This is a genomic window from Streptomyces sp. NPDC007025 (assembly GCF_042869455.1).
GTDB lineage: Bacteria > Actinomycetota > Actinomycetes > Streptomycetales > Streptomycetaceae > Streptomyces.
Map to the genome: position 1 here is coordinate 92,912 of NZ_JBIAFT010000010.1, position 20,879 is coordinate 113,790.

General features: G+C 72.8%; 20 protein-coding genes. 10 read left to right on the top strand and 10 right to left on the bottom strand.

What is annotated here, in order from left to right; genetic code table 11:
* The first annotated feature begins 35 nt into the window (after positions 1–35).
* Positions 36–1,043: a hydroxyacid dehydrogenase gene (locus ACFYMO_RS20325; protein ID WP_366770606.1), complete on the top strand. Its 1,008-nt coding sequence runs from the start codon at positions 36–38 to the stop codon at positions 1,041–1,043.
* Positions 1,044–1,140: 97 nt separating this feature from the next.
* Positions 1,141–2,508: an MFS transporter gene (locus ACFYMO_RS20330; RefSeq protein ID WP_366770607.1), complete on the top strand. Its 1,368-nt coding sequence runs from the start codon at positions 1,141–1,143 to the stop codon at positions 2,506–2,508.
* 64 nt (positions 2,509–2,572) lie between these two features.
* Here the strand turns inward: ACFYMO_RS20330 and ACFYMO_RS20335 are convergent, their stop codons facing one another.
* Positions 2,573–2,806: a hypothetical protein gene (locus ACFYMO_RS20335; RefSeq protein ID WP_069991323.1), complete on the bottom strand. Its 234-nt coding sequence runs from the start codon at positions 2,804–2,806 to the stop codon at positions 2,573–2,575.
* A 103-nt stretch (positions 2,807–2,909) separates the two neighbouring features.
* Between ACFYMO_RS20335 and map the strand changes: the two genes are divergently transcribed.
* Both map and ACFYMO_RS20345 read left to right on the top strand, forming a co-directional pair.
* A complete protein-coding gene (gene map / locus ACFYMO_RS20340; protein ID WP_360299174.1) occupies positions 2,910–3,767 on the top strand; it encodes a type I methionyl aminopeptidase in 858 nt (285 codons plus the stop codon).
* A gap of 127 nt (positions 3,768–3,894) precedes the next feature.
* On the top strand, positions 3,895–4,581 hold the full coding sequence (locus ACFYMO_RS20345) for a biliverdin-producing heme oxygenase (RefSeq protein WP_366770608.1): 687 nt from the start codon (positions 3,895–3,897) through the stop codon (positions 4,579–4,581).
* Between the two features lie 73 nt (positions 4,582–4,654).
* On the opposite strand, the gene ACFYMO_RS20350 is transcribed toward ACFYMO_RS20345, so the two are convergent.
* From ACFYMO_RS20350 to ACFYMO_RS20360, 3 genes are read right to left on the bottom strand one after another with little or no spacing between them, the layout of a single operon-like run.
* Positions 4,655–5,191: a hypothetical protein gene (locus ACFYMO_RS20350; protein WP_366770609.1), complete on the bottom strand. Its 537-nt coding sequence runs from the start codon at positions 5,189–5,191 to the stop codon at positions 4,655–4,657.
* Entirely contained in the window at positions 5,188–7,359 is a 2,172-nt protein-coding gene (locus tag ACFYMO_RS20355) for a hypothetical protein (protein ID WP_366770610.1), read from the bottom strand. The genes ACFYMO_RS20350 and ACFYMO_RS20355 overlap by 4 nt, the downstream gene beginning before the upstream one ends.
* A 22-nt stretch (positions 7,360–7,381) precedes the next feature.
* On the bottom strand, positions 7,382–7,816 hold the full coding sequence (locus ACFYMO_RS20360) for a hypothetical protein (protein WP_366770611.1): 435 nt from the start codon (positions 7,814–7,816) through the stop codon (positions 7,382–7,384).
* Between the two features lie 222 nt (positions 7,817–8,038).
* On the opposite strand from ACFYMO_RS20360, the gene ACFYMO_RS20365 reads away from it, so the two are divergent.
* Positions 8,039–9,232 (top strand): RtcB family protein, encoded by a 1,194-nt coding sequence (locus ACFYMO_RS20365; protein WP_388547850.1) that lies wholly within the window; start codon positions 8,039–8,041, stop codon positions 9,230–9,232.
* A 74-nt stretch (positions 9,233–9,306) separates the two neighbouring features.
* On the opposite strand, the gene ACFYMO_RS20370 is transcribed toward ACFYMO_RS20365, so the two are convergent.
* The 3 genes from ACFYMO_RS20370 to ACFYMO_RS20380 are packed head-to-tail and all read right to left on the bottom strand — an operon-like array spanning position 9,307 to position 11,513.
* On the bottom strand, positions 9,307–9,882 hold the full coding sequence (locus ACFYMO_RS20370; protein WP_366770613.1) for a TetR/AcrR family transcriptional regulator: 576 nt from the start codon (positions 9,880–9,882) through the stop codon (positions 9,307–9,309).
* A 1-nt stretch (position 9,883) separates the two neighbouring features.
* The gene (locus ACFYMO_RS20375) at positions 9,884–11,293 is read right to left on the bottom strand and encodes an amidase (RefSeq protein ID WP_388547854.1); all 1,410 of its coding nucleotides are present in this window, start codon (positions 11,291–11,293) and stop codon (positions 9,884–9,886) included.
* Complete coding sequence (locus tag ACFYMO_RS20380; protein WP_366770615.1) at positions 11,280–11,513, bottom strand: hypothetical protein; 234 nt, start codon at positions 11,511–11,513, stop codon at positions 11,280–11,282. The genes ACFYMO_RS20375 and ACFYMO_RS20380 overlap by 14 nt, the downstream gene beginning before the upstream one ends.
* A gap of 137 nt (positions 11,514–11,650) precedes the next feature.
* Between ACFYMO_RS20380 and ACFYMO_RS20385 the strand changes: the two genes are divergently transcribed.
* Positions 11,651–12,577 (top strand): MBL fold metallo-hydrolase, encoded by a 927-nt coding sequence (locus ACFYMO_RS20385; protein WP_366770616.1) that lies wholly within the window; start codon positions 11,651–11,653, stop codon positions 12,575–12,577.
* 58 nt (positions 12,578–12,635) lie between these two features.
* On the opposite strand, the gene ACFYMO_RS20390 is transcribed toward ACFYMO_RS20385, so the two are convergent.
* Together ACFYMO_RS20390 and ACFYMO_RS20395 are read right to left on the bottom strand one after the other, a co-directional pair.
* Entirely contained in the window at positions 12,636–12,998 is a 363-nt protein-coding gene (locus tag ACFYMO_RS20390; protein ID WP_366770617.1) for a MerR family transcriptional regulator, read from the bottom strand.
* A gap of 95 nt (positions 12,999–13,093) precedes the next feature.
* Positions 13,094–13,876 carry an SDR family oxidoreductase gene (locus ACFYMO_RS20395; protein WP_366770618.1) on the bottom strand — a complete coding sequence of 261 codons (783 nt, stop codon included), beginning with the start codon at positions 13,874–13,876 and terminating at the stop codon, positions 13,094–13,096.
* 350 nt (positions 13,877–14,226) lie between these two features.
* On the opposite strand from ACFYMO_RS20395, the gene ACFYMO_RS20400 reads away from it, so the two are divergent.
* Positions 14,227–15,756, top strand: a complete 1,530-nt coding sequence (locus tag ACFYMO_RS20400) for a sugar transferase (protein ID WP_366770619.1) — start codon at positions 14,227–14,229, stop codon at positions 15,754–15,756.
* 148 nt (positions 15,757–15,904) lie between these two features.
* Here ACFYMO_RS20400 and ACFYMO_RS20405 read toward each other — a convergent pair whose 3' ends face one another.
* A complete protein-coding gene (locus ACFYMO_RS20405; RefSeq protein WP_388547859.1) occupies positions 15,905–16,894 on the bottom strand; it encodes a GDP-L-fucose synthase family protein in 990 nt (329 codons plus the stop codon).
* A 171-nt stretch (positions 16,895–17,065) separates the two neighbouring features.
* On the opposite strand from ACFYMO_RS20405, the gene gmd reads away from it, so the two are divergent.
* From gmd to ACFYMO_RS20420, 3 genes are all read left to right on the top strand, one after another.
* On the top strand, positions 17,066–18,082 hold the full coding sequence (gene gmd / locus ACFYMO_RS20410) for a GDP-mannose 4,6-dehydratase (protein WP_366770621.1): 1,017 nt from the start codon (positions 17,066–17,068) through the stop codon (positions 18,080–18,082).
* Positions 18,083–18,251: 169 nt separating this feature from the next.
* Positions 18,252–20,339: a DNRLRE domain-containing protein gene (locus ACFYMO_RS20415; RefSeq protein ID WP_388547862.1), complete on the top strand. Its 2,088-nt coding sequence runs from the start codon at positions 18,252–18,254 to the stop codon at positions 20,337–20,339.
* Complete coding sequence (locus ACFYMO_RS20420; RefSeq protein ID WP_388547865.1) at positions 20,336–20,866, top strand: hypothetical protein; 531 nt, start codon at positions 20,336–20,338, stop codon at positions 20,864–20,866. The genes ACFYMO_RS20415 and ACFYMO_RS20420 overlap by 4 nt, the downstream gene beginning before the upstream one ends.
* Positions 20,867–20,879: the final 13 nt, after the last annotated feature.

A 20,879-nucleotide genomic window follows, 5' to 3' on the forward strand; every position in this document is an offset into this window, starting at 1 on the left:
CCGCCCCGGACCGTCCGACACCCACCAGGAGCCCCATGCCCCGCAGGCCGGTCGCCGCGCTCGCCATGGACGCAGGGACGGCCGAAGCCGTCCTGAAACCCGCCGCCCGGCAGCGGCTCGGCGAACTGACTCAACTCGCCGGGCCGGTGCTGACGGACTTCGGCACGGCCGAGGCCCGCCATGTGCTGTCCACCGTGGAGCTCCTGGTCACCGGCTGGGGCTGCCCGCCGCTGGACGCCGCCGTGCTCGCCCGCGCCCCGGAACTGCGCGCCGTGGTGCACACCGCGGGCAGCGTGCGGGGGCACCTCACCCCGGCGTGCTGGGACCGCGGCATCGAGGTCTCGACCGCGGCGGCCGCGAACGCCGTCCCCGTCGCCGAGTACACACTCGCGATGATCCTGCTGGCGAACAAGCAGGTGCTGCCCGCCGCCCGGGCCTACCGGCAGCGGCGTGCCCGCGGGGAGCTGCTGCTGACCGACCCGCAGTTGGGCAACCACCGCCGTACCGTGGGCATCCTGAGCGCCTCTTTGATCGGCCGCCGCGTCATCGAACTGCTGCGCGCCCACGAGCTGCGGGTGCTCCTGTACGACCCGTACGTCGGCGAGGCCGAGGCGGCGGCGCTCGGCGCGGTCGGCACGGGTCTGGCGGAGCTGTTCGCCGCGTCGGACGTCGTCAGCGTGCACACTCCGCTGCTGCCCGCCACCCGCGGCCTGGTGAGCGCCGAACTGCTCGCACTGCTGCGGGACGGCGGCACTCTGATCAACACCGCGCGCGGTGCGGTCGTCGACCAGGAGGCGCTCACCGCGGAGGTGCGCGGCGGCCGGCTGCGGGCGGTGCTGGACGTCACCGAGCCCGAGGTGCTGCCGCCGGACCACCCGCTGTGGGAGTGCGAGAACGCGCTGATCACCCCGCATCTGGCCGGTTCGCAGGGCAACGAGCTGGACCGGCTGGCGGAGTCGGCGCTCCAGGAGGTACGGCGCTGGTCGGCGGGCGAGGGCTTCGCGCACGCCGTGCCGCCGGACCGCAAGGAGCTGCTGGCCTGACCGGGCCGGGGACAGCGCCCGGGGCGGTTCGCCGACGGCGTCCCGCGGGAGAAATCCGGTTGCCGCCGCCGCTCGGGCGGCGGAAGGATGCCCCCTCGTGCTCCCCGATCTCTCCCCGTGGCGGGAGTCCCGCGACTTCCGCATCCTGTGGACCGCGGGCCTGGTCACCACCTTCGGCAGCTTCCTGACGTTCGTCGCACTGCCCCTCCAGGTCAAGGAGCTGACGGGCTCGGCGACCGCGGTGGGTGCGCTGGGCGCCGTGGAGCTGGTACCGCTGATCGTCTTCGGGCTGTACGGCGGAGCGCTCGCCGACGCGTTCGACCGGCGCACCCTGGTGCTGGGCAGTGAGATCGCGATGGGCGCGGTGGCGCTGGGACTGCTGCTCAACACCCTGCTCCCGCACCCGATGGTGTGGCCGCTGTATGTCGCGGCGGTGCTCAGCAGCGCGCTGAACGGCATCCAGCGGCCCGCGCTGGACGCGCTCCTGCCGCGGATCGTCGCGCACGAACAGCTGAGCGCGGCGGCGGCGCTCAACGCGCTGCGCTGGCAGGTGGGCGGGGTGGCGGGCCCGGCGCTGGCCGGGGTGCTGCTCGCGTACGCGGGGCTGGAGACGGCGTACGCGATCGACCTGGCGAGCTATCTGCTGTCCGTGCTGATGGCGCTGCGGCTGGCCGCCTCGCCGCCGGGGCACGACGCGGAGAAGCCGTCACTGCGCGGGATCGCCGAAGGCGCGCGGTACGCGTGGGGCCGCAAGGACCTGCTGGGCACCTACGCGGTGGACGTGGTGGCGATGCTGTTCGCGTTCCCGCTCGCGCTCTTCCCCTTCCTGGCCGACCAGTTGGACGCGGAGTGGGCGCTGGGCCTGATGTACGCGGCCCTGCCGTTCGGCTCGATGCTGGTGAGCGCGACCAGCGGCTGGTCCTCACGGGTGCACCGGCACGGGCGCGCGGTGCTGCTGGCCGCCGCGGGCTGGGGCGCGGCCATGACGGCCGCCGGGCTGGTGCGCAACGTGTGGCTGGTGCTGTTCTTCCTCGTGCTGTCCGGCGCCTTCGACATGATCAGCGGGATCTTCCGCTCGACGATGTGGAACCAGACCGTCCCGGACGCGCTGCGCGGCCGGCTCGCCGGGATCGAGCTGCTGTCCTTCTCCGCGGGCCCGCAGCTGGGACAGGTCCGCTCGGGCGGGATGGCGTCGCTCACCTCCGTCCGCACGTCCGTGTGGTCGGGCGGGCTGGCCTGCGTCGCGGGCGTGGCGCTGCTGGCCGCCGCCCTGCCGCAGCTGCTGGCCTACGACGCGCGCACCAGCGGGTACGCGCGGGCCGTACGGGAGGCCCGGGAATCCCGGGCGGACGGAGGGGCCCGGGCAGACGGGGGCCGCCCGGAGCTCCCGGAGGACGCGGCTGCCGGGGGCGGGCCGACCGCCGCGGAGCGCCCGGCGGACGGGGCGCCCGGGGCGCGGGCCTGAGGCGCGAGTCCGAGGTGATGCGGGGCCGCCGCCCCGTGGGTCGGCCTTCGTCCGCGTCCGCGGGTCAGCTTTCGTCCTCGTCCCGGCCGCGGCCGCCGTCCTGCCAGCGCGGGTCGTTCTCCCACTCGGAGGTGCGCTCCCGGGCCGTCTCCAGGGCGTGGGCCGCCTCCTCACGGCTGGCGTACGGGCCCATCCGGCTCTTGCCGGGCGACTGCGGCCCCTCCTCGACGGTGCCGGTCTCGATGTTGAAGAACCACTCTCCGGGCTTGCCGACCGTCTTGCGCTTGAACAGAGCCATGGCCACATCGTCCCGCACCCGCGCGCCGGACGCAGCCCCGCCGGGGGCCGGGAGCACACGGCGGCCCGGAGCGGGGTGGACGGCCCGGATTAGACTCGCGGACATGTCTGGCCAGTCACTCCTCGTTCCCGGCACGGTCTCTCCGCCCCGGGCCGTACCCGCCTCGATCCCGCGCCCCGAGTACGTCGGCAAGCCCGCACCCACGCCCTACGACGGGCCCGAGGTGCAGGACGCCGCGACGGTGGAGAAGATGCGCCACGCGGGGCGCATCGCCGCCCGCGCCATGGAAGAGGCGGCCAAGCACATCGCCCCCGGCGTCACCACGGACAAACTGGACGAGGTGGCGCACCAGTACATGATCGACCACGGGGCCTACCCCTCCACGCTGGGCTACCGGAAGTTCCCCAAGTCGCTGTGCACCTCGCTGAACGAGGTGATCTGCCACGGCATCCCCGACTCCACGGTGCTGCGCGACGGCGACATCGTGAACCTCGACGTGACGGCGTTCGTCGGCGGGGTGCACGGCGACAACAACGCCACCTATCTGTGCGGCGACGTGGACGAGGAGTCCCGGCTGCTGGTGGAGCGCACCCGCGAGGCGCTGCACCGGGCGATCAAGGCGGTCAAGCCGGGGCGCCAGCTCAACATCGTGGGCCGCGTCATCGAGTCGTACGCGAAGCGCTTCGGATACGGCGTGGTCCGCGACTTCACCGGGCACGGCATCAACACCTCCTTCCATTCCGGGCTGATCGTGCCGCACTACGACGACCCGCGAGCCACCACGGTGATGCGGCCGGGGATGACCTTCACCATCGAGCCGATGCTGACACTGGGCACCCACGAGTGGGACATGTGGGAGGACGGCTGGACGGTCGTCACCAAGGACCGCAAGCGCACGGCGCAGTTCGAGCACACGCTGGTGGTGACGGAGACGGGCGTGGAGATCCTGACGCTTCCGTAGCGGACGAACGGGGCAGGGGTTTTCCGACAGGGTGTCGGCAACTGCTTGACTTAGGTAAACCTAAGTAGCAGGATCGCACCGTGTCGGAGCCCCGCACGCCCGCTGCCGTCCACCCTTGGAGTCAGCCTTGCCGTCCACCGCATCCCCCTCCCAGGACACCCCGACGGACTTCTCCGCACTCCTCCGCGCCGCCTCACACGAACAGCACTCCGAGGTCCGGACCTCCTCCTTCATGAGCGAGCTGCTCGGCGGCAAGCTCGGCGTCGGTGCCTGGACGCGCTACACCGAGCAGCTCTGGTTCCTCTACGCCGCGCTGGAGGAACCTGCCCGGGCCCTGGCCGAGGACCCGGTCGCCGGCCCCTTCGTGCGCGGCGAGCTGCTGCGGCTGCCCGCGCTGGAGCGGGACCTGACCCATCTGCACGGCGGCTCGGACCACTGGCGCCGGGAGCTCGCCCCGCTGCCGGCCACCGCCGCGTACGCGGCCCGCGTCACCGAGGTCGCCCGCACCTGGCCCGCCGGGTACGTCGCCCACCACTACACCCGCTACCTCGGCGACCTCTCCGGCGGCCAGATCGTCCGCGACACCGCGGAGAAGACCTGGGGCTTCGCCCGCAGGGGCGACGGGGTGCGGTTCTACGTCTTCGACGCCATCGGCAACCCCGCCGCGTTCAAACGCGAATACCGCGCCCTGCTGGACACCCTGCCCTGCGACGACGCGGAGAAGCGCCGCATCGTGGACGAGTGCCGGCACGCCTACGCGCTCAACGCCGCCGTCTTCGAAGAGCTGGGCGAGCGCCTCCCGAACGCCGCGTAGCCCGCCCCGGACCCGGGGCCCGGCCGCCGCCGGGCACCGGGCCGGGCCCGGGGTCCGCACCGCGCCGCCGCGTTCACTTCGCGGTGCAGACCTCCTCCTTCTGCTCCCCGCGGACGAACGCCTCGGCGAAGCGGAGGGTGTTGCGCCGGGTGGTCTCCGCACCCTTCCCGCCCTCGGTGAAGGAGAACCGGAAGGAGAGCGAGTCGGCCCAGTCGGTGCCGCACGGCGCGGACAACTGGATGCGGCGGTCCCCCTGGACGGCCCAGTGCGTGCCGGCGACGCGCACGCTCTTCGCATGCTCCAGGGACTTCAGGGAGACCCGCTTGTCGTCGGCGGTGAGCGGCTTGTCCAGCTCGGTGACCGTGACGTCCACGACGGAGGGTCCGTCGACGACGTTCATCCCGCAGGAGGTCGCGGTCCGGTCGAGCGGCCGCAGGGACCGGTGCAGCTCCTCCCCGTCCGGCAGCAGCGGCTCCACCGCCTCGGACGGCATCCGGACCCCGCAGAACTTCTCCGGCACCGCGTACTCCCGGCCGCCGGAGCATCCGGCGAGCAGAAGCGCGAGCAGAGCGAGGAGTGCCGGAGCCCGCCGGCCGCGTGGGGCTCTCACGGCTTGCCGCGGTGTTCGGAGGAGTTGATGCGGCCGTGATCGGCCGCCCCGCTGATCTTGTTCCACGCTCCGTGATCCTCCGAGTAGCCGTCGCGGCCCTGCGCATGCGCCCAGTCGGAGTTGACGCTGTACCACTCGTTCTTGAGCCCGGTGAGCCGGGACTCCTGGCGCAACGAGACCTGCTTGTTGTCGTCGATGGCCTCGCTCTCGATCCGGGCGTTCTCGTCCTGGACGAGGAGCTTGCTGAGACCGAACGCCGCGTTCGCCACATGGCCACTGCCATAGGGCAGGAACGAAGTGGCGGTGGCGGTGGCCAGATAGCCGCCCGTGCCCTTGGGACCCCAGCCCGCGGCCTTGAGGTCCTCGGCCTTCTGGTCGCCGATCGCCTTGTAGCGGGCATCCTCCAGGAAGCCCACCGTGCGGCCCGAACGGTCGAGGCTGTCCCCGGGGCTCTCCTTCTCCGTGTGGATGTCGTCGACCATCGCAGCGTTCATGGACTCGTTGAGCACCTGGTAGGTGTCCGGGTCTCGGGAGATCTGCTTGCTGACCTCCAGCAGGTCGTCCCGGTCGAGCACCTGCTCCTCCGGTGATCCACCCATCGTCATATGGGTGTCCGTTCCGTGGTTGCCCAGCAGCTTGGCCATGTCGTCGCGGAGTTCCGCGGGCATCTCGTCCTTCTGGCCGGCCAGCCGCTCCAGGGCGTTGTCGAGCACGTTGTCGTGCTCCGCGGTGTGCTCGACGTAGGTGGCCGTCGGGTCGTCCGGGTTCATGCCGCTGCCCGCCGCGAACAGGGCGTCGCCCAGGGCTTCGCGGGAGGGGAGTTTGACCCCGTCGTCGGGGCCCATGCTGTCGGGCTGGTCCTCGTCGAACCACGTCCGGCCGCCCTGGTCCTTGCCCTTGAGGAAATAGTCGGCCTTCTCCAGGTCGTCGAACACCTCGGTGGCGGCGTCGGGGTTGTGGCTGAGCGCCTTCAGCCAGCCCGTCATCGGGTCGGCGCCGGTGGACTTGTCGCCCGGGTCCAGATCGGTGCCCATGCCGACGAGACCCCAGGCGGAGGGCGCGTCCGGCTTGCTCTTCTCGAACTTGTACATCTCGTCGCCGTACCGGTCGAGGAAGCCCTGGTCGAACTTGCCCCTGCCCATCAGGCTGCTCATGATCTGGAAACCGTAGGGCTTGGCCATGATGCCCTCGTGGCCGAACTGCTTGGTGCCCGCGTTGATCACCTCCGTCTCCCAGGCGCGCATTCCGGGGGTGTCCTGACGGGTGGCGTTGCCCAGGGTCATGCTCAGGTTGCCCTGGATGTGGTCGAGCAGTGTGGCCCGCTCCCCCTCGGGGGTGTCGCCGTGGCCGGGGTCGACCAGGTCCCGCCAGAACTGGAGGGTGCCCTCGCCGCCCATCTCGGTCGCGAAGCGGGTGGTGAAGGCGGGGTTGTCGCGCTGGTTCTCCAGTGCGGTGTTGAAGCGCTCCAGCTGGTCGTCCGGCAGTTCCCAGACCTTGACGTCGCCGCCCTTGAGTTTCTTCGCCCAGTAGTCGGCCGCGGCCTTGCCCTGGCGCGCGTCGGCGTCCTTGACGCTGTCCGCGCCCGTGCCGGAGAAGTCGTACTTACGGTTGGCTATGTACCGCAGCTCCTGGGAGACGATGCGGTCGGTCTCGCCCGCGTCCCACAGCACCCGCTGGATCCGCTTCTCGGCCGCACGGATCTGCGCGTCGGTGGGCGGTTCGATCTCCGCGTCGCCGGCGACCGCGGGCGGGGGCACCGAGGCGACGCCGAGGCCCTTGTCGTTGATGTAGATGTTGTCCTTGGCGACATCGTCGACGATCTTCTCCAGATCGCTCTGATGGTCGGTGAAGGCGCTGTGAGCCGTCTTCAGCAGCCCGTGCACGTCCTCCGCCTCCCTGCGCAGCTCGCGGAACTGCACGGCGGTCTTGTGGGCGAACTCGCCCGTCGCCGTGGCGTTCTGCCCCTTCCAGTCCGCGCCGAGCACGGCCGCCAGGAAGTCCTGTGCCGTGGTGCCGGGTGTGCCCTTGGCCGCCGGCCCCTTCCCGCTGCCGTCATGCAGGTCGCGCAGCTTCTCGACCATGGCCTTCCAGTCGGTGACCGCGGTGTGCAGCTTCCCCAGCTTCAGATCGCGCAGTTGCGCGAAGCCCATCTTCTCCGTCTCGGCCACAGCGCCGTCCCCCGTCGGGTGCCTACTTGATCCGGTCGTCCAGCGTCGCGATGGAGGACATCGCTTCCTTGATCTTGTCCTCGTCCTTGTCGTGCTCGGCCCTGGTGTAGTCGAGGTGGTCGGAGAGCTGCCCGCAGGCGTCCTTGAGCGTCTTGAGCTTGGTCTCCCACGCCTCGTTGAGGTCGCCGAGGGCCGCGCCCATGTCCAGGCCCTCGCCGGTCAGCGAGGTCGCGGCCTCGCCCGAGGCCGTCGCCGCGTGCCCGCCGTCGGCGCCGAGCTGCCGGCGCAGGCCGTAGGCCAGGTTGCCGAGCTTGCCCAACTCGTCGTCCTTGACGACGAGGTCCAGGGCACTGCCCGTACCGCACCCCGGATGGTCGGCCGCCGAGTAGCCGTTCAGCCGCATCCTGGTGTCGCCCGCCGCGCGTGCCTTCGCCTCTTCCCATTCGGTGAACGTCACGTCCGCACCCCCGTTCGATCCGTGCGTGGTGAAGGATTCAACGTAGGTGGCCGCCCTGTGCGCAGCAACCCGGGTCGTGCGCCCGGCACACGGAAAAACCTTTGCCGCCGCGGGGGCCTCCCGGCCCACAATGAGGGCCGGGAAGCCCGGCACGGGGGAGCGGGCTTCCCGTCTTCTCGATGAGATCTCATCGCTGTTCTGTTACGGGGGAGTTGAACGACCATGACACATGTGGAGATGCCCGGTGCCCGGGTACCGATCCGGGTGTGGGCGGATCCGGGCACCGTGGAGGACGTCGCGCTGCGGCAGCTCCAGAACGTCGCCACGCTGCCCTGGATCAAGGGCCTGGCGGTGATGCCCGACGTGCACTACGGGAAGGGCGCCACCGTCGGTTCCGTCATCGCGATGCACGGCGCCGTCTGCCCGGCGGCCGTGGGGGTGGACATCGGATGCGGGATGTCGGCGGTGCGCACGTCGCTGACGGCGAACGACCTGCCCGGAGACCTCTCGCGGCTGCGCTCGAAGATCGAGCAGGCCATCCCGGTGGGGCGCGGTATGCACGACGAGCCGGTGGAGCCCGGGCAGGTGCACGGGCTGCCCACCACCGGCTGGGACGACTTCTGGGCGCGCTTCGACGGCGTCGCCGAGGCCGTGCGGTTCCGGCAGGAGCGGGCCACCAAGCAGATGGGCACGCTCGGCGGGGGCAACCACTTCGTGGAGGTGTGCCTGGACACCGAGGACCGGGTGTGGCTGATGCTGCACTCCGGTTCCCGCAACATCGGCAAGGAGCTCGCGGACTTCCACATCGGCCAGGCGCAGCAGCTCCCGCACAACCAGGGCCTGGTCGACCGCGATCTCGCCGTGTTCGTCAAGGACACCCCGCAGATGGCGGCCTACCGGCACGATCTGTTCTGGGCCCAGGAGTACGCCAGGCACAACCGGGCGCTGATGATGGGGCTGCTGCAGGGCGTGCTGCGCAAGGAGTTCAAGAAGGCCAGGCCCGGCTTCGAGCAGACCATCTCGTGCCACCACAACTACGTGTCCGAGGAGCGGTACGACGGGCTGGACCTGCTGGTCACCCGGAAGGGCGCGATCCGTGCGGGCAGCGGCGAGTTCGGGATCATCCCCGGCTCGATGGGCACCGGCTCGTACATCGTCAAGGGCCTCGGCAACGCGGCCTCGTTCAACTCGGCGTCGCACGGCGCGGGGCGGCGTATGAGCCGGAACGCGGCCAAGCGGCGCTTCACCGAGCGGGATCTCGCGGAGCAGACCCGCGGGGTGGAGTGCCGCAAGGACGGCGGTGTCGTGGACGAGATCCCCGGTGCCTACAAGCCGATCGAGCAGGTCATCGACCAGCAGCGCGATCTCGTCGAGGTCGTCGCCAAGCTGCGGCAGGTCGTCTGTGTGAAGGGCTGACCCTCCGGGCGGCGGTCCGCCGCCCGGAGGCGACCCGCGGCGCTTCGGCGGCGGGAGCGGCGAGAGGGCGGCGGCTACTGCCGGTCTCCCGCCACGCACGCGGCCGCCAGGCGGCGCGCATAGGCCGGGTCGAGGCCGCCGGGCCGGAAGAGGATGCGGTACATCATCGGTGCCACGACCTGGTCGAGGACCGTCTCCACGTCGGGCGGCCGGCGCTCCCCGCGGGCGTCGGCCCGCCGGAGGACGACGTCGATCTGCTCGGCCGCGTAGGCCGAGCAGCGGCCCGCGTTGTCCCCTTCCGGGTCGCCGAGCAGCGCGTCGCGGATGTAGGCCCGGCCGGGGGGCGAGGCCATCTCGTCCAGGAACTGCTCGGCCCAGGCGGCCAGATCGGCGGCCAGAGTGCCGTGGTCCGCCGGGTCCGTCTCGGGCCGCAGATGCTCCACGGCGACGTCGGAGAGGAGTTCCCGCAGGTCGCCCCAGCGGCGGTAGACGGTGGAGGGGGTGACCCCGGCACGGGCGGCGATCAGCGGCACGGTCAGCGCGCCGCGGCCCACCTCCGCCTCCAGTGCGTGCACGGCGTCGTGCACCGCCTGCTGGACGCGGGCACTGCGCCCGCCCGGGCGCGCCATCGCTCTGGCCATGGGCGCCATGCTAAAGCACAGTCGTTGCGTGAGTGCCGGCTCCGCCCGGGGCGCGGTCGACCGGGGCGAGGGTGCCGCGCTGCCGGGTCCGCTCGTAGGCGTGCCCGGCGCGCAGGAGCACCGCCTCCTCCAGCGGGCGGCCCATGAGCTGCATCCCGATCGGCAGTCCGGCCCGGTCGTGGCCGACCGGCACGGTCAGCGCGGGTACACCGGTGATGTCGGCGGGAGCGGAGAGCCGTACGTAGCTGTCCGAGACGCTCTCGACGGTGCCGTCGGGCCAGCTGCGGTCCGCCCAGCCCGCTTCGGCCGCGGTGGTGGGGACGGTCGGCGCCGCGACGACGTCGACCGTCTCCAGCATGCTCAGCCAGCCCTGCCGCATGAGGGTGCGGGCCCGCTGGGCGCGCAGATAGTCGGCCGCGGGCAGCAGCGCACCGGCTTCCAGAAGGATCCGCACGTCCGGGGCGTACAGCTCGGGGACGGTGCGCAGCGTCCGCTCGTGGTACGCGGTGGCTTCGGGGACCATCAGGCCCCACTGGACGGCCTGGACGTAGCGGGCCATCGGGATCTCGACGTCGACGAGTCGCGCGCCGAGCTCCTCCAGCCGGCCGATCGCCTGCCGGACGGCCGCCTCGACCTCGGGGTCGACGCGGTCGAAGAAGTAGTTGCCCGGCACCCCGACGCGGAGCCCGGTGAGGTCGTGGCCGGGCCGCGGCGGCGGTCCGGGATCGCGCGGGGCGTTTCCGGTGAGCACGGCCAGGGCCAGGGAGGCGTCCTCGACGGTGCGGGTGAGCGGGCCGACGTGGTCCAGCGACCAGGACAGCGGGGTGACGCCGTGCCGGGGGACGAGGCCGAACGTCGGTTTGAGGCCGACCACGCCGTTCAGCGCGGCGGGCACCCGGATGGATCCGCCGGTGTCGGTGCCCAGCGCGAAGGTCGCCGCCCCCGCGGCCACCGCGACGGCGGACCCGCCGCTCGACCCGCCGGCGACGCGCCGCTGGTCCCAGGCGTTCCGCGTCTGGGGCGTGGTGAGGCCGTAGGCGAACTCGTGGGTGTGGGTCTTGCCGACCAGGGCCGCTCCTGCGGCGGTCACCCGCGCGGCGACCGTGCTGTCGGTGCCGGCCCGGTGCCCGGAGCGCACCCGGGAGCTCGCGGTCGTCGGTTCACCGGCCACGTCGATCAGGTCCTTCAGCCCGACGGGGATGCCCGGCAGGGGGACCGCCTCGGGGTCGGCGGCGAGTCGGTGCCCGGCTTCGCGCGCGGCCCGGCGCGCCCGTTCGGCGGTGACGGTCACATAGGCGCCCAGCCGCGGTTCGGTCGCCGCGATCCGGTCGAGCACCGAGTCCACCAGTTCCAGGGGGGACAGCGCGCGGGCACGGAGCTGCTCCGCGGCGTCGGTGAGGGTGAGTTCATACGGCTGCATGGTGCTCCCCCGTCGCGTGCGTGTCCGAGTGGCCGGCTTCGGGGCGGTAGTCGGCCGCGGGCGGCGTGTCGGCGAAGTCCAGTTCGCGCAGGACGGAGACGACGGCGTGGATGTGCTCGGCGGTGGCCGCCACCTGGGCGTGGCGGTCGCCGGACAGCTGCAGTCCGGTGCGAGCGGCCCAGCGGGCCGCTTCGGGCGGGGTGAGTCCGTCGGTCGGCATCAGCGCTCTCCTCTGGTCGGAGCGGTGCGGCGGGGTACGGCGGCCGGGCCCGGGGGCAGGCCGGCGGCCGGGGTGCGGCACCGACAGTAAAAGCGAATTTTTTGCGTTAGCTGCACCGTAGGAGCTACGGTGCATAAATGCAAACGGTTAGCTTTAGTTCTGCTGAGGTCGCCCCCTCCTGGACCGTGGGCGAGGTCACGGTCCACCGCGTGGACGAGATCCCGCTGCCCGCCCCGACCGGCCGCTGGCTGCTGCCCGACGCCACGGCCGAGGTCGTCGCCCGGCACGACTGGCTGCGGCCCGACTTCGCCGACCGCGACGGCGCGCTGCGCCTGGCCAGCCACAGCTTCGCCTTCTCGGTCGGCGGGCTGCGGGTCCTCGTCGACACCGGCATCGGCAACGGGAAGCCCCGCGCGAACCCGGCCTGGCACGACCTGCGCACCGACTACCCGGAGCGCCTCGAAGCCGCCGGATTCCCGCCCGACTCCGTCGATCTGGTACTCCTGACCCATCTGCACACCGACCACGTCGGCTGGAACACCCGTGCACAGGACGGCGACTGGGTACCCACCTTCCCCAACGCCCGCTATGTCACCTCCCGCACCGAGCGGGAGTTCTGGGCGGGACACCCCATGGACGAGGCACGGACCCAGATGTTCCGCGACTCGGTGCACCCCGTCGAGGAGGCCGGGCAACTCGACCTGGTGGACCTCCCGGAAGCGGGCCTCGACCTCGCCCCCGGTCTGCGGCTGCTCCCCACCCCCGGGCACACCCCCGGCCACTTCGCGGTCCGGCTCGACAGCGCCGGAGAGGCCGCGCTGATCACCGGCGACTGCGTCCACCACCCCGTGCAACTGCCGGAGCCCGGGATCGGGAGCTGCGTGGACATCGACCCCCGGCAGTCCGAGGCCACCCGGCGCACCCTGCTGGCCGCCCTCGCCGACACCGGCACCCTGGTCCTGGGCACCCACTTCCCGCCGCCCACCGCCGGCCGGGTCACCGGCGGGGCCGGCCGCCACCGGCTGACCCCCGTCCCCCCGGACGGGGGTCCGGGGGGCGACTGACCGAGGGCGGGGGCCGGGATCCGGCGCCCGCAGGCCGGGAAACAGCCCGGCGCCTGCGTCAGCCCGCCGCCCGCACCGTCGTGCTGCGCAGCGCGGCCCGCAGCCGGTCGCGCACCTCGACCTGCGCGGCGATCCGGGCCTCCAGGACGGCGAGCCGCTGCTCGGCGATCCGCAGCCCCTCCGGCGAGGGCGGAGCCGTGGCCATGTCGCCGTCGAGGCAGGCGGCGAAGCAGCTGACGTCCTCCACCGTCAGCCCGGCCCGCAGCAGGTGGCGGATGTTGCGGACGCGGACCTCGGCGGACGCGTCGTAGCAGCGGTATCCGTTGGGGGCGCGGCGGGAGGTGAGCAGTCCGGCCTGCTCGTAGTGGCGCAGCGCCCGCGCCGTCGTCCCGGTCCGCCGGGCCAGTTCGCCGATCCGCATGCCAGCGCCACCTCCCGGAGGGAGTAGTACCACAGCGGGTGGCGGCACGGCGCGGCCGGCCGGCGTGCGTTCCCCGGCCGCCTCGGGCAGCCCCCTCACGCCAGCACCGCGCCGCCGTCCACCGGCAGCACGGCACCGGTGACGAACGACGCCTCGGGCGCGGCCAGCCCGACCACGGCCCAGGCCACTTCCTCGGGCCTGCCGACGCGGCCCAGCGGCGTGCGGGCGATCTGCCACGCGCGGATCCGGCGACGCTGCTCGGGGTCGAGCCCCCGGTGTTCGCCGATGGGCGTGTCGACCGCGCCCGGCGCGACGGCCACCACCCGGACACCGCGCGGCGCAAGTTCCACGGCCCAACTACGGGTGAGCAGTTCGAGGGCGGTCTTGGAGGCGGCGTAGAGCGGGTTGCCCGGCCAGGCGCGCTGGCCGACGGAGGTGCTGACGTTGACCACCACACCCTGCCCGGCAGCGGCCTCCAGCGCGGGGAGCGCGGCCTGGGTCAGCAGCACGGGCGCGGTGAGATTGGTGGCGAACTGGGCCTCGATGCCCGCACGGGTGTGGGTGCCCAGGCTCTCGCCGCCGACGATGCCCGCGTTGTTGACGAGGACGTCGAGCCGCCCGGTCAGCTCCAGCGAGGCAGCCACGATCCGGTCGGGCGCGTCCTGCTCGGTGAGGTCGGCCGGGTACGGGGTGATGGCCCCGGCGCCGGGCTCCGCGGCGGTCTCGCGGAGCAGCTCCGGTCGGCGCCCGACGGCCAGTACATGTGCGCCGCGTGCGGCGAAGGCCCGTGCGGTGGCCCGGCCGATTCCGGTGCCGGCGCCGGTGACGACGACGGTGCGGGGCTGCTGCGGGGTGCTCGTGTCGGTGCTCTCGTCCATGCCCGCATCCTCGGACCCTGCCGCCTGCGTCAAGGTCAAGTCCGGTCCGCGACCGGTGCGTCCGGGCGGGAGCTCCGGTGCGGCGTCGGTCTCCGTGCGGCGGGCGCTGCGGACAGCGCTGCCCGGAGGGGATATTCCTCGGCGAATCACCCGCAAAATACGCGCACCGCCTGACAACCCCCTCCACACTCTCCGCACTTCTCATGGTGAAGTGAACACTCGGGCACACAGAGTGCTCATATGACTTAAGGTCTGGGTGGTCGGCGCATCCCCGTACGCCCGGGGAGGTTTCGGTGCGCTGTGGGGGTTCCGCGTACCTGGGGGGGTTCATGCGGCGCGACTCTGCGTTCGTGTCCGAGGTGGGGAGACCGGCCGGGCCGGGAGCCGACAGGGGCGACAGCGACCCGGCCCCGGGGCCGCACGCCGTCCGCGGCGGCCGGGACGGCAACCGCGACGGCAAGCGGAACGGCGAGCGGGACAAGGCCGGCTGGTACGGGCCGGTGGCGCTGGCGGTGGACACCGCGGGGATCGCCCTTCCGGTGGCGCTCTGCTTCCACCGGGCCGGGCTCCCCCACACCGGGATGGCCACCGCGACGGCCACCCTGATGTGGCTGGCGGTGCTGACCGCCCACCGGCGGTACGGGCGCCGCTGGCTCGGCGAGAGCCGCGGAGTGCTGACCGCCCTGCACGACTGGCTGACCCTGCTGGGGCTGCTCGCCGTCGTCCGGGTGCTGACGGGAGAGGACTCGCCACCCGCCGTCGCCCTACTGGCGCTCGCCCCCGCGCCGCTGCTCACCACGGTCTGCCGCGCGCTGACCCACCGCCATCTCACCGGCCAGCGCCGGGAGGCCCACGTCGTGCAGCGGGCACTGGTCGTCGGCGAGGGCAGCGCCGTGGACCGCGTGGTCGAACAGCTCGCCAGCCGCACCGACCATCCGTACGTCGTCATCGGAGCCGTTCCGGTGGGCCCGGACGGCAACCGGAGCGGGGTACCGGAGACCGGGCGGCTGGAGACCGTCCCGCCAGGCCCGGACGACGGCGGTCAGGACGGCACCAGCGTGGTCTCCGCCGCCCGGCAGCACGCAGCCGACACCGTGCTGGTCGCCCCCGGATCGCTGCTCTCCGGCCAGCGGCTGCGCACCCTGACCTGGGCGGTGCAGGACGCGGGACTGCCGTTGATGATCTCCTCGGGGCTGGCCGACGTGGCCCTGCGCCGGGTGCGCCCGTCCACCGCGGCGGGACTGCACCTGCTGCACGTCGACCCGCCGCTGCGGCGCGGCCCGCAACTCGCCCTCAAGTCGGCGCTCGACCGGACGGGAGCCGTCCTGGGGCTGGTGCTCCTCGCGCCGCTGCTGGTGCTGATCATTCTGGCGATACGGCTCGACTCACCGGGCCCCGCGCTCTACCGGCAGACCCGCGCGGGCCACCGCGGCGCGCCCTTCACCATGTGGAAGTTCCGCTCCATGGTCGTGGACGCGGAGCGGCTGCGGCCGCAACTCGCCGCCGCAAACGAGGTGGACGGGCCGCTGTTCAAGGTGCGCGCCGACCCCCGGATCACCCGGGTGGGACGCGTACTGCGCCGCACCTCCCTGGACGAGCTGCCGCAGTTGGTGAACGTGGCGCGCGGCGAGATGTCGCTGGTGGGCCCACGCCCCCCGCTGCCGGACGAGGTGGCGGCCTACGGTTCGACGGCGCTGCGGCGGCTGCTGGTCAAGCCCGGACTGACGGGGCCGTGGCAGGTGAGCGGACGCTCGGACCTGTCCTGGGACGAGAGCCTCGCGCTGGATCTGCGCTACGCGGACAACTGGTCGCTGACCACGGACCTGGACCTGCTGGCCCGCACGGTGCGCGCCGTGGTCGACGGGCGGGGTGCGTACTGAGATGCGGCCACCGGCAGCACAGCGGCGAGGAGCGGCGGCACGGCCGTACACGGGTGCGCCGGCACGTCGGCGGCGGCCGGCGGCCGCGCCGCACGCCGGCACGGACCGGCCGGAGTCCGCACGCCCGGCCGGGTGCGGACAGGAGGCGTCAGGAAGCGGCGGTGCGCAGCCACCACTCGTAGGTGGAGCGGATGCCCTCCCGCAGCGGGATCGACGGGCGGAAGCCGAGCGCGAACAGCCGGGAGACGTCCAGCAGTTTGCGCGGCGTACCGTCCGGGCGGCCGGTGTCCCACTCGACGGCGCCGCCGTAGCCGACCACGTCACGGACCGTCTCGGCGAGCGCGGCGATGGTCAGGTCCGCGCCGCAGCCGACATTGACCGGCATCGCGTCGTCGTACTCCCGCAGCAGCAGCACGCAGGCCCGCGCCAGGTCGTCGACGTGCAGGAACTCCCGGCGCGGCGTGCCGCTCCCCCACAACACCACCCGCTCCGCACCGTCCCGCGCGGCGTCGTGGAAGCGGCGGACGAGGGCGGGCAGCACGTGCGAGGTCTCCAGGTCGAAGTTGTCGCCGGGGCCGTAGAGGTTGGTGGGCATCGCCGAGATGTAGCCGGCCCCGTACTGGCTTCGGTAGGCGCGGATCTGGCTGATACCGGCGATCTTCGCCAGTGCGTACGGCTCGTTCGTCGGCTCCAGGGCGCCGGTGAGCAGGGCCTCTTCGGTGATCGGCTGCGCCGCGTGTTTGGGGTAGATGCAGGACGAGCCCAGGAAGAGCAGCCGCGGCACGCCCGCGGCGTGCGCCCCCGCTATGACGCTGAGCTGGATGCGCAGATTGTCCTCCAGGAAGGGCACGGGCCAGGTGGCGTTCGCCATGATGCCGCCGACCTTGGCCGCTGCCAGCACCACCGCGTCCGGGCGCAGGGCGCGCAATCGGCGCCGGGTGTGCTCCGCGTCCCGCAGGTCGAGCGCCGCGCGGTCGAGGGTGAGCGCCTCGTACCCCTCGGCGGCCAGCCGGCGGACCACGGCGGAGCCCACCAGGCCGCGGTGTCCGGCGACGAACACCCGGGCGCCGGGCGGCAGCAGAGCGTCTGCCGGGGCCGGGGTACGGGCGGGCGTGGCGGGGTGCGGTGTCGGCTCCATGCTGCCGGATTCTGCCAGCCGAGACCCCCATTGCGGGAGGTAGCAGACAACAGACAGAAATCACCCGGTCGATTCCGGCGGAAGCGGCTGCTCCCGTTCCCCCTCGCCCCCTCGTCACCACCACTCACCGCCCCTCACCAGTCAGCACCACCGATCCCACCAGGACGGCAGATGGCCAAGAGCGCACTGATCACCGGCATCACCGGGCAGGACGGGTCGTACCTGACCGAGCTCCTGATCGGAAAGGGCTACACGGTGCACGGCCTGCTGCGCCGCTCCTCGTCCTTCAACACCGGCCGCATCGACCACCTGTACGAGGACCCGCACGACGAGGGCCGCTCGCTGGTGCTGCACCACGCGGACCTCGCCGACGGAGTCGCACTGGTCAACCTGCTGCGCGATCTGCGGCCCGACGAGGTCTACAACCTGGGCGCCCAGTCCCATGTGCGGGTCTCCTTCGACTCCCCGCTCTACACCGGCGACGTCACCGGCATGGGAACCGTCCGGTTGCTGGAGGCGATCCGGGCCAGCGGGATCGACACCCGGATCTACCAGGCATCGTCCTCTGAGATGTTCGGCACGGCGCCGCCCCCGCAGCACGAGGCGACCCCGTTCCACCCGCGCAGCCCCTACGGCTGCGCGAAGGTCTTCAGCTACTGGTCGACGGTCAACTACCGCGAGGCGTACGGCCTGTTCGCGGTGAACGGGATCCTGTTCAACCACGAGTCGCCGCGCCGTGGCGAGACCTTCGTGACCCGCAAGATCACCCGGGCTGTCGCCCGGATCCGGGCCGGACTCCAGCGGCACCTGTACCTGGGGAACCTGGACGCGGTGCGGGACTGGGGATACGCGCCGGAGTACGTCGAGGCGATGTGGCGGATGCTGCAGGCCGACGAGCCCGGCGACTACGTCGTCGCGACCGGAGTCGCCGCCACCGTACGGGAGTTCCTGCACGAGGCGTTCCGGGCGGGCGGTCTGGACTGGCGGGAGCATGTGCGGTTCGATCCGAAGTACCAGCGGCCGTCCGAGGTCGACGCGCTGGTCGGCGACGCGGCCAAAGCGGAGGCCGAACTGGGCTGGAAACCGCGGGTGACGTGGGGGGAGCTGGCGCGGATCATGGTAGAGGCCGACATCTCCGCGCTCGCGGCGGAACTCTCGGGCGAGGCGGTGCGCGTCGACCGCGGCTGACGCCCGCACCCGCGGAACGCCCTGCCGCCGCGCACCGCGGCGGAGCGCACCGGAGCGCAGCAGTGCCGAAACCCGTGGACGAGGCGACGGCGACGCAACGGACGCCCGGCCCAGGCACCAGGCACCAGGCACCAGGCACCAGGCACCAGCGAACAGTGGGGAACAGCAGATGAAACGACGTACGGCCCCGCGCACGGTCACGGCGGCGGCAGCGGTCCTGGCGCTGGCGGCCGCCGCGCTGGTCGGCCCGGCCCTCACCGAGCGCGGCACACCGCAGGCGCACGCGCTCACCCCGCCGGTGGCGATGACGGCCGACGACTTACCGACCTGGCAGACGAACGGCGTCGTGTGGGCGATGGCCCAGTCCGACGGCGTCGTCTTCGCGGGCGGCACCTTCTCCGCCGTCCGGCCACCGGGTGCGGAAGCCGGCACCGACGAGCGGCAGGCCGTCAACTTCGCGGCGTTCGACGCCGCGACCGGCGCCCCCACCGACTGCCGGCTCGACTTCACCGTGGGCAGCGGCACCGCGACGGTCCGGGCGCTGGCCGTCTCACCGGACGGCGGGACCCTCTACGCGGGCGGCAACTTCGCCGCCGTCAACGGCACCTACGTCAGCCGCGTCGCCGCGATCGACATCCCCAGCTGCACGGTGAAGCCGGAGTTCAACGTGTCGGTCTCCGCGACCGTGCACGCGCTGGCCGCCACAGACGACACCGTCTACCTGGGCGGCGCCTTCACCTCGGTGGACGGGCAGAGCCGCAGCAAGTTCGCGGCGCTGAGCGCGGACGGCGAGCTGCGGTCCTGGAAGGCCGACGCGGACGCGACGGGACGCGCCGTCGAGGTCACCCCGGACGGGCACGATGTCGTGCTCGGCGGCGACTTCGCGCGCGTGCGGAACACAGACTCGCACGCACTCGCCGTCGTGGACGCGGACTCGGGCGCGCTCACACACGGCTTCGGACGCTCCTTCGTGCCGCGCAACTCGGTGGTCAAGGGCCTGTACGCGGACGAGACCGGGATCTACACCGCCAACGAGGGCACCGGCGGCGGTGTGTTCGACGGCCGGATCGCGCTGAACCTGGACGACTTCTCGCAGCGCTGGCGGGACACCTGCCTGGGCGCCACGCAGGACGTGACCGTCTACAAGAAGGTGCTCTACAGCAGTTCGCACGCACACGACTGCTCCAGCATGGGCGAGTTCGGCGAACTCCACGAGCGCCAGCACCTGCTCGCCGAGTCGGTGGACGACCCCACCCCGCTGCTGTCCTGGTTCCCGGACACCGACGACGGCCCGCTGAACGTGGAACAGGTGGGGCCGCGTGCCATGGTGGTCTCCTCCCGCGGCGGCACGGACTACATGTGGGTGGGCGGCGCGTTCTCGCGCATCGCCAGCAACGGCAACACACCGCAGCAGGGACTGGTGCGGTTCGCCAACGGGCCCGACACCGGAGCCCCGACCGTCCCCGAGGACGTGAACGCGGCCAACGTCCTCGGCGGTGTGCGGGTTTCCTGGCCGGCCAGTACCGACCTGGACGACCGTACCCTCACCTACCGCGTCTACCGCAACGGCGACTCCGAGCCGGTGGGCACCGTGCGGGCCAACTCCGCGTTCTGGGACCGGCCCACGGTCAGCTTCACCGACACCACCACCGACTCCGGCACGGACTACACCTACCGGGTCACCGCGAGCGACGACGGGGACGCCAACACCAGCTCCCGCTCCGCGGGCGCGAAGGTGCGGACCCCGGGCACGCCCTCGGAGACGACCGTGGAGCGGGAGGCGAGCGCCGACGCCTATGTGAACGGCTCCTCGGTCAACTCCGCCTACGGCACCCATATGCAGCTCGCCGTCCGCGGCTCCGCCCCCTACGAGAGCTACGTACGCTTCGCCGTGCCGTCCGCACCCGACGGGATGGAGCTGGCGAAGGCCCGGCTCACCGTCACCACCAGCGGGGACAGCTACGCGGCCAGCGATGACACCGTCCGGGTCCGCCCCGTCACCGGCAGCTGGACCGAGGCCGGGGTGACCTGGGCCGAGCGGCCCGCGGTCGGCTCGACGGAGCTGGGCTCGCTGGACGGCGCGCCGGAGCGGAGCACGGCCTACGACATTCCGCTCAGCACCGAAGCGGTCGGCGACACGGAGGGCGAGAACCTCGATCTGGCGCTCACCGACACCGGCAGCGACAGCCTGTGGCTGGCGGCGCGCGAGTCCGGGGGCACCGGCCCCAAGCTCACGCTGACTTTCAGGAAGCCGTGAGCGCCCGCAGGGCGGCACCGGCGGCAGCCCTCGTGGCGGCCGTCCTGGTGCTGACGGCCGGCTGCGGCGCGAGCGGCGACGGCGGCGGCGGGGAGGCAGCGCAACGTCCCCGGGCCGAGAAGAGCACGGGGCACGGCGAAGGCCCCACCACCGCGCCGGAGGACGGGCCGCAGTCCGGGGACGGGCAGGAGCGGCGGCCGGAGGACCAGAAGGACACGCAGGACCCGGAAGAACCCCGGGACAAGGACGTGCCGAAGGTCCCGCGCGCCTCGCTCTCCCCGGCCACCGGCTCGTTCACCGAGAAGGAGAAGGAGTATCTGGTCGGCCGGGTGCCGCAGGGGCTGGAGCCCGCCGCGGTGCTGGAGGCCGGGCGCACCGCCTGCGCCCGGCTGCGCAGCACGGCCGAGGCGAGCAGGAAGGACGCGATCAGCGCGCTGAAGTCGGGCGAGATCGACAACGCCGGGCCCGCCGTGCGGCACCTGTGCCCGCAGTTCGAGCCGCTGCTGAAGGCGGCGGGCAGGAGGTGAACCGCCGCGAGCC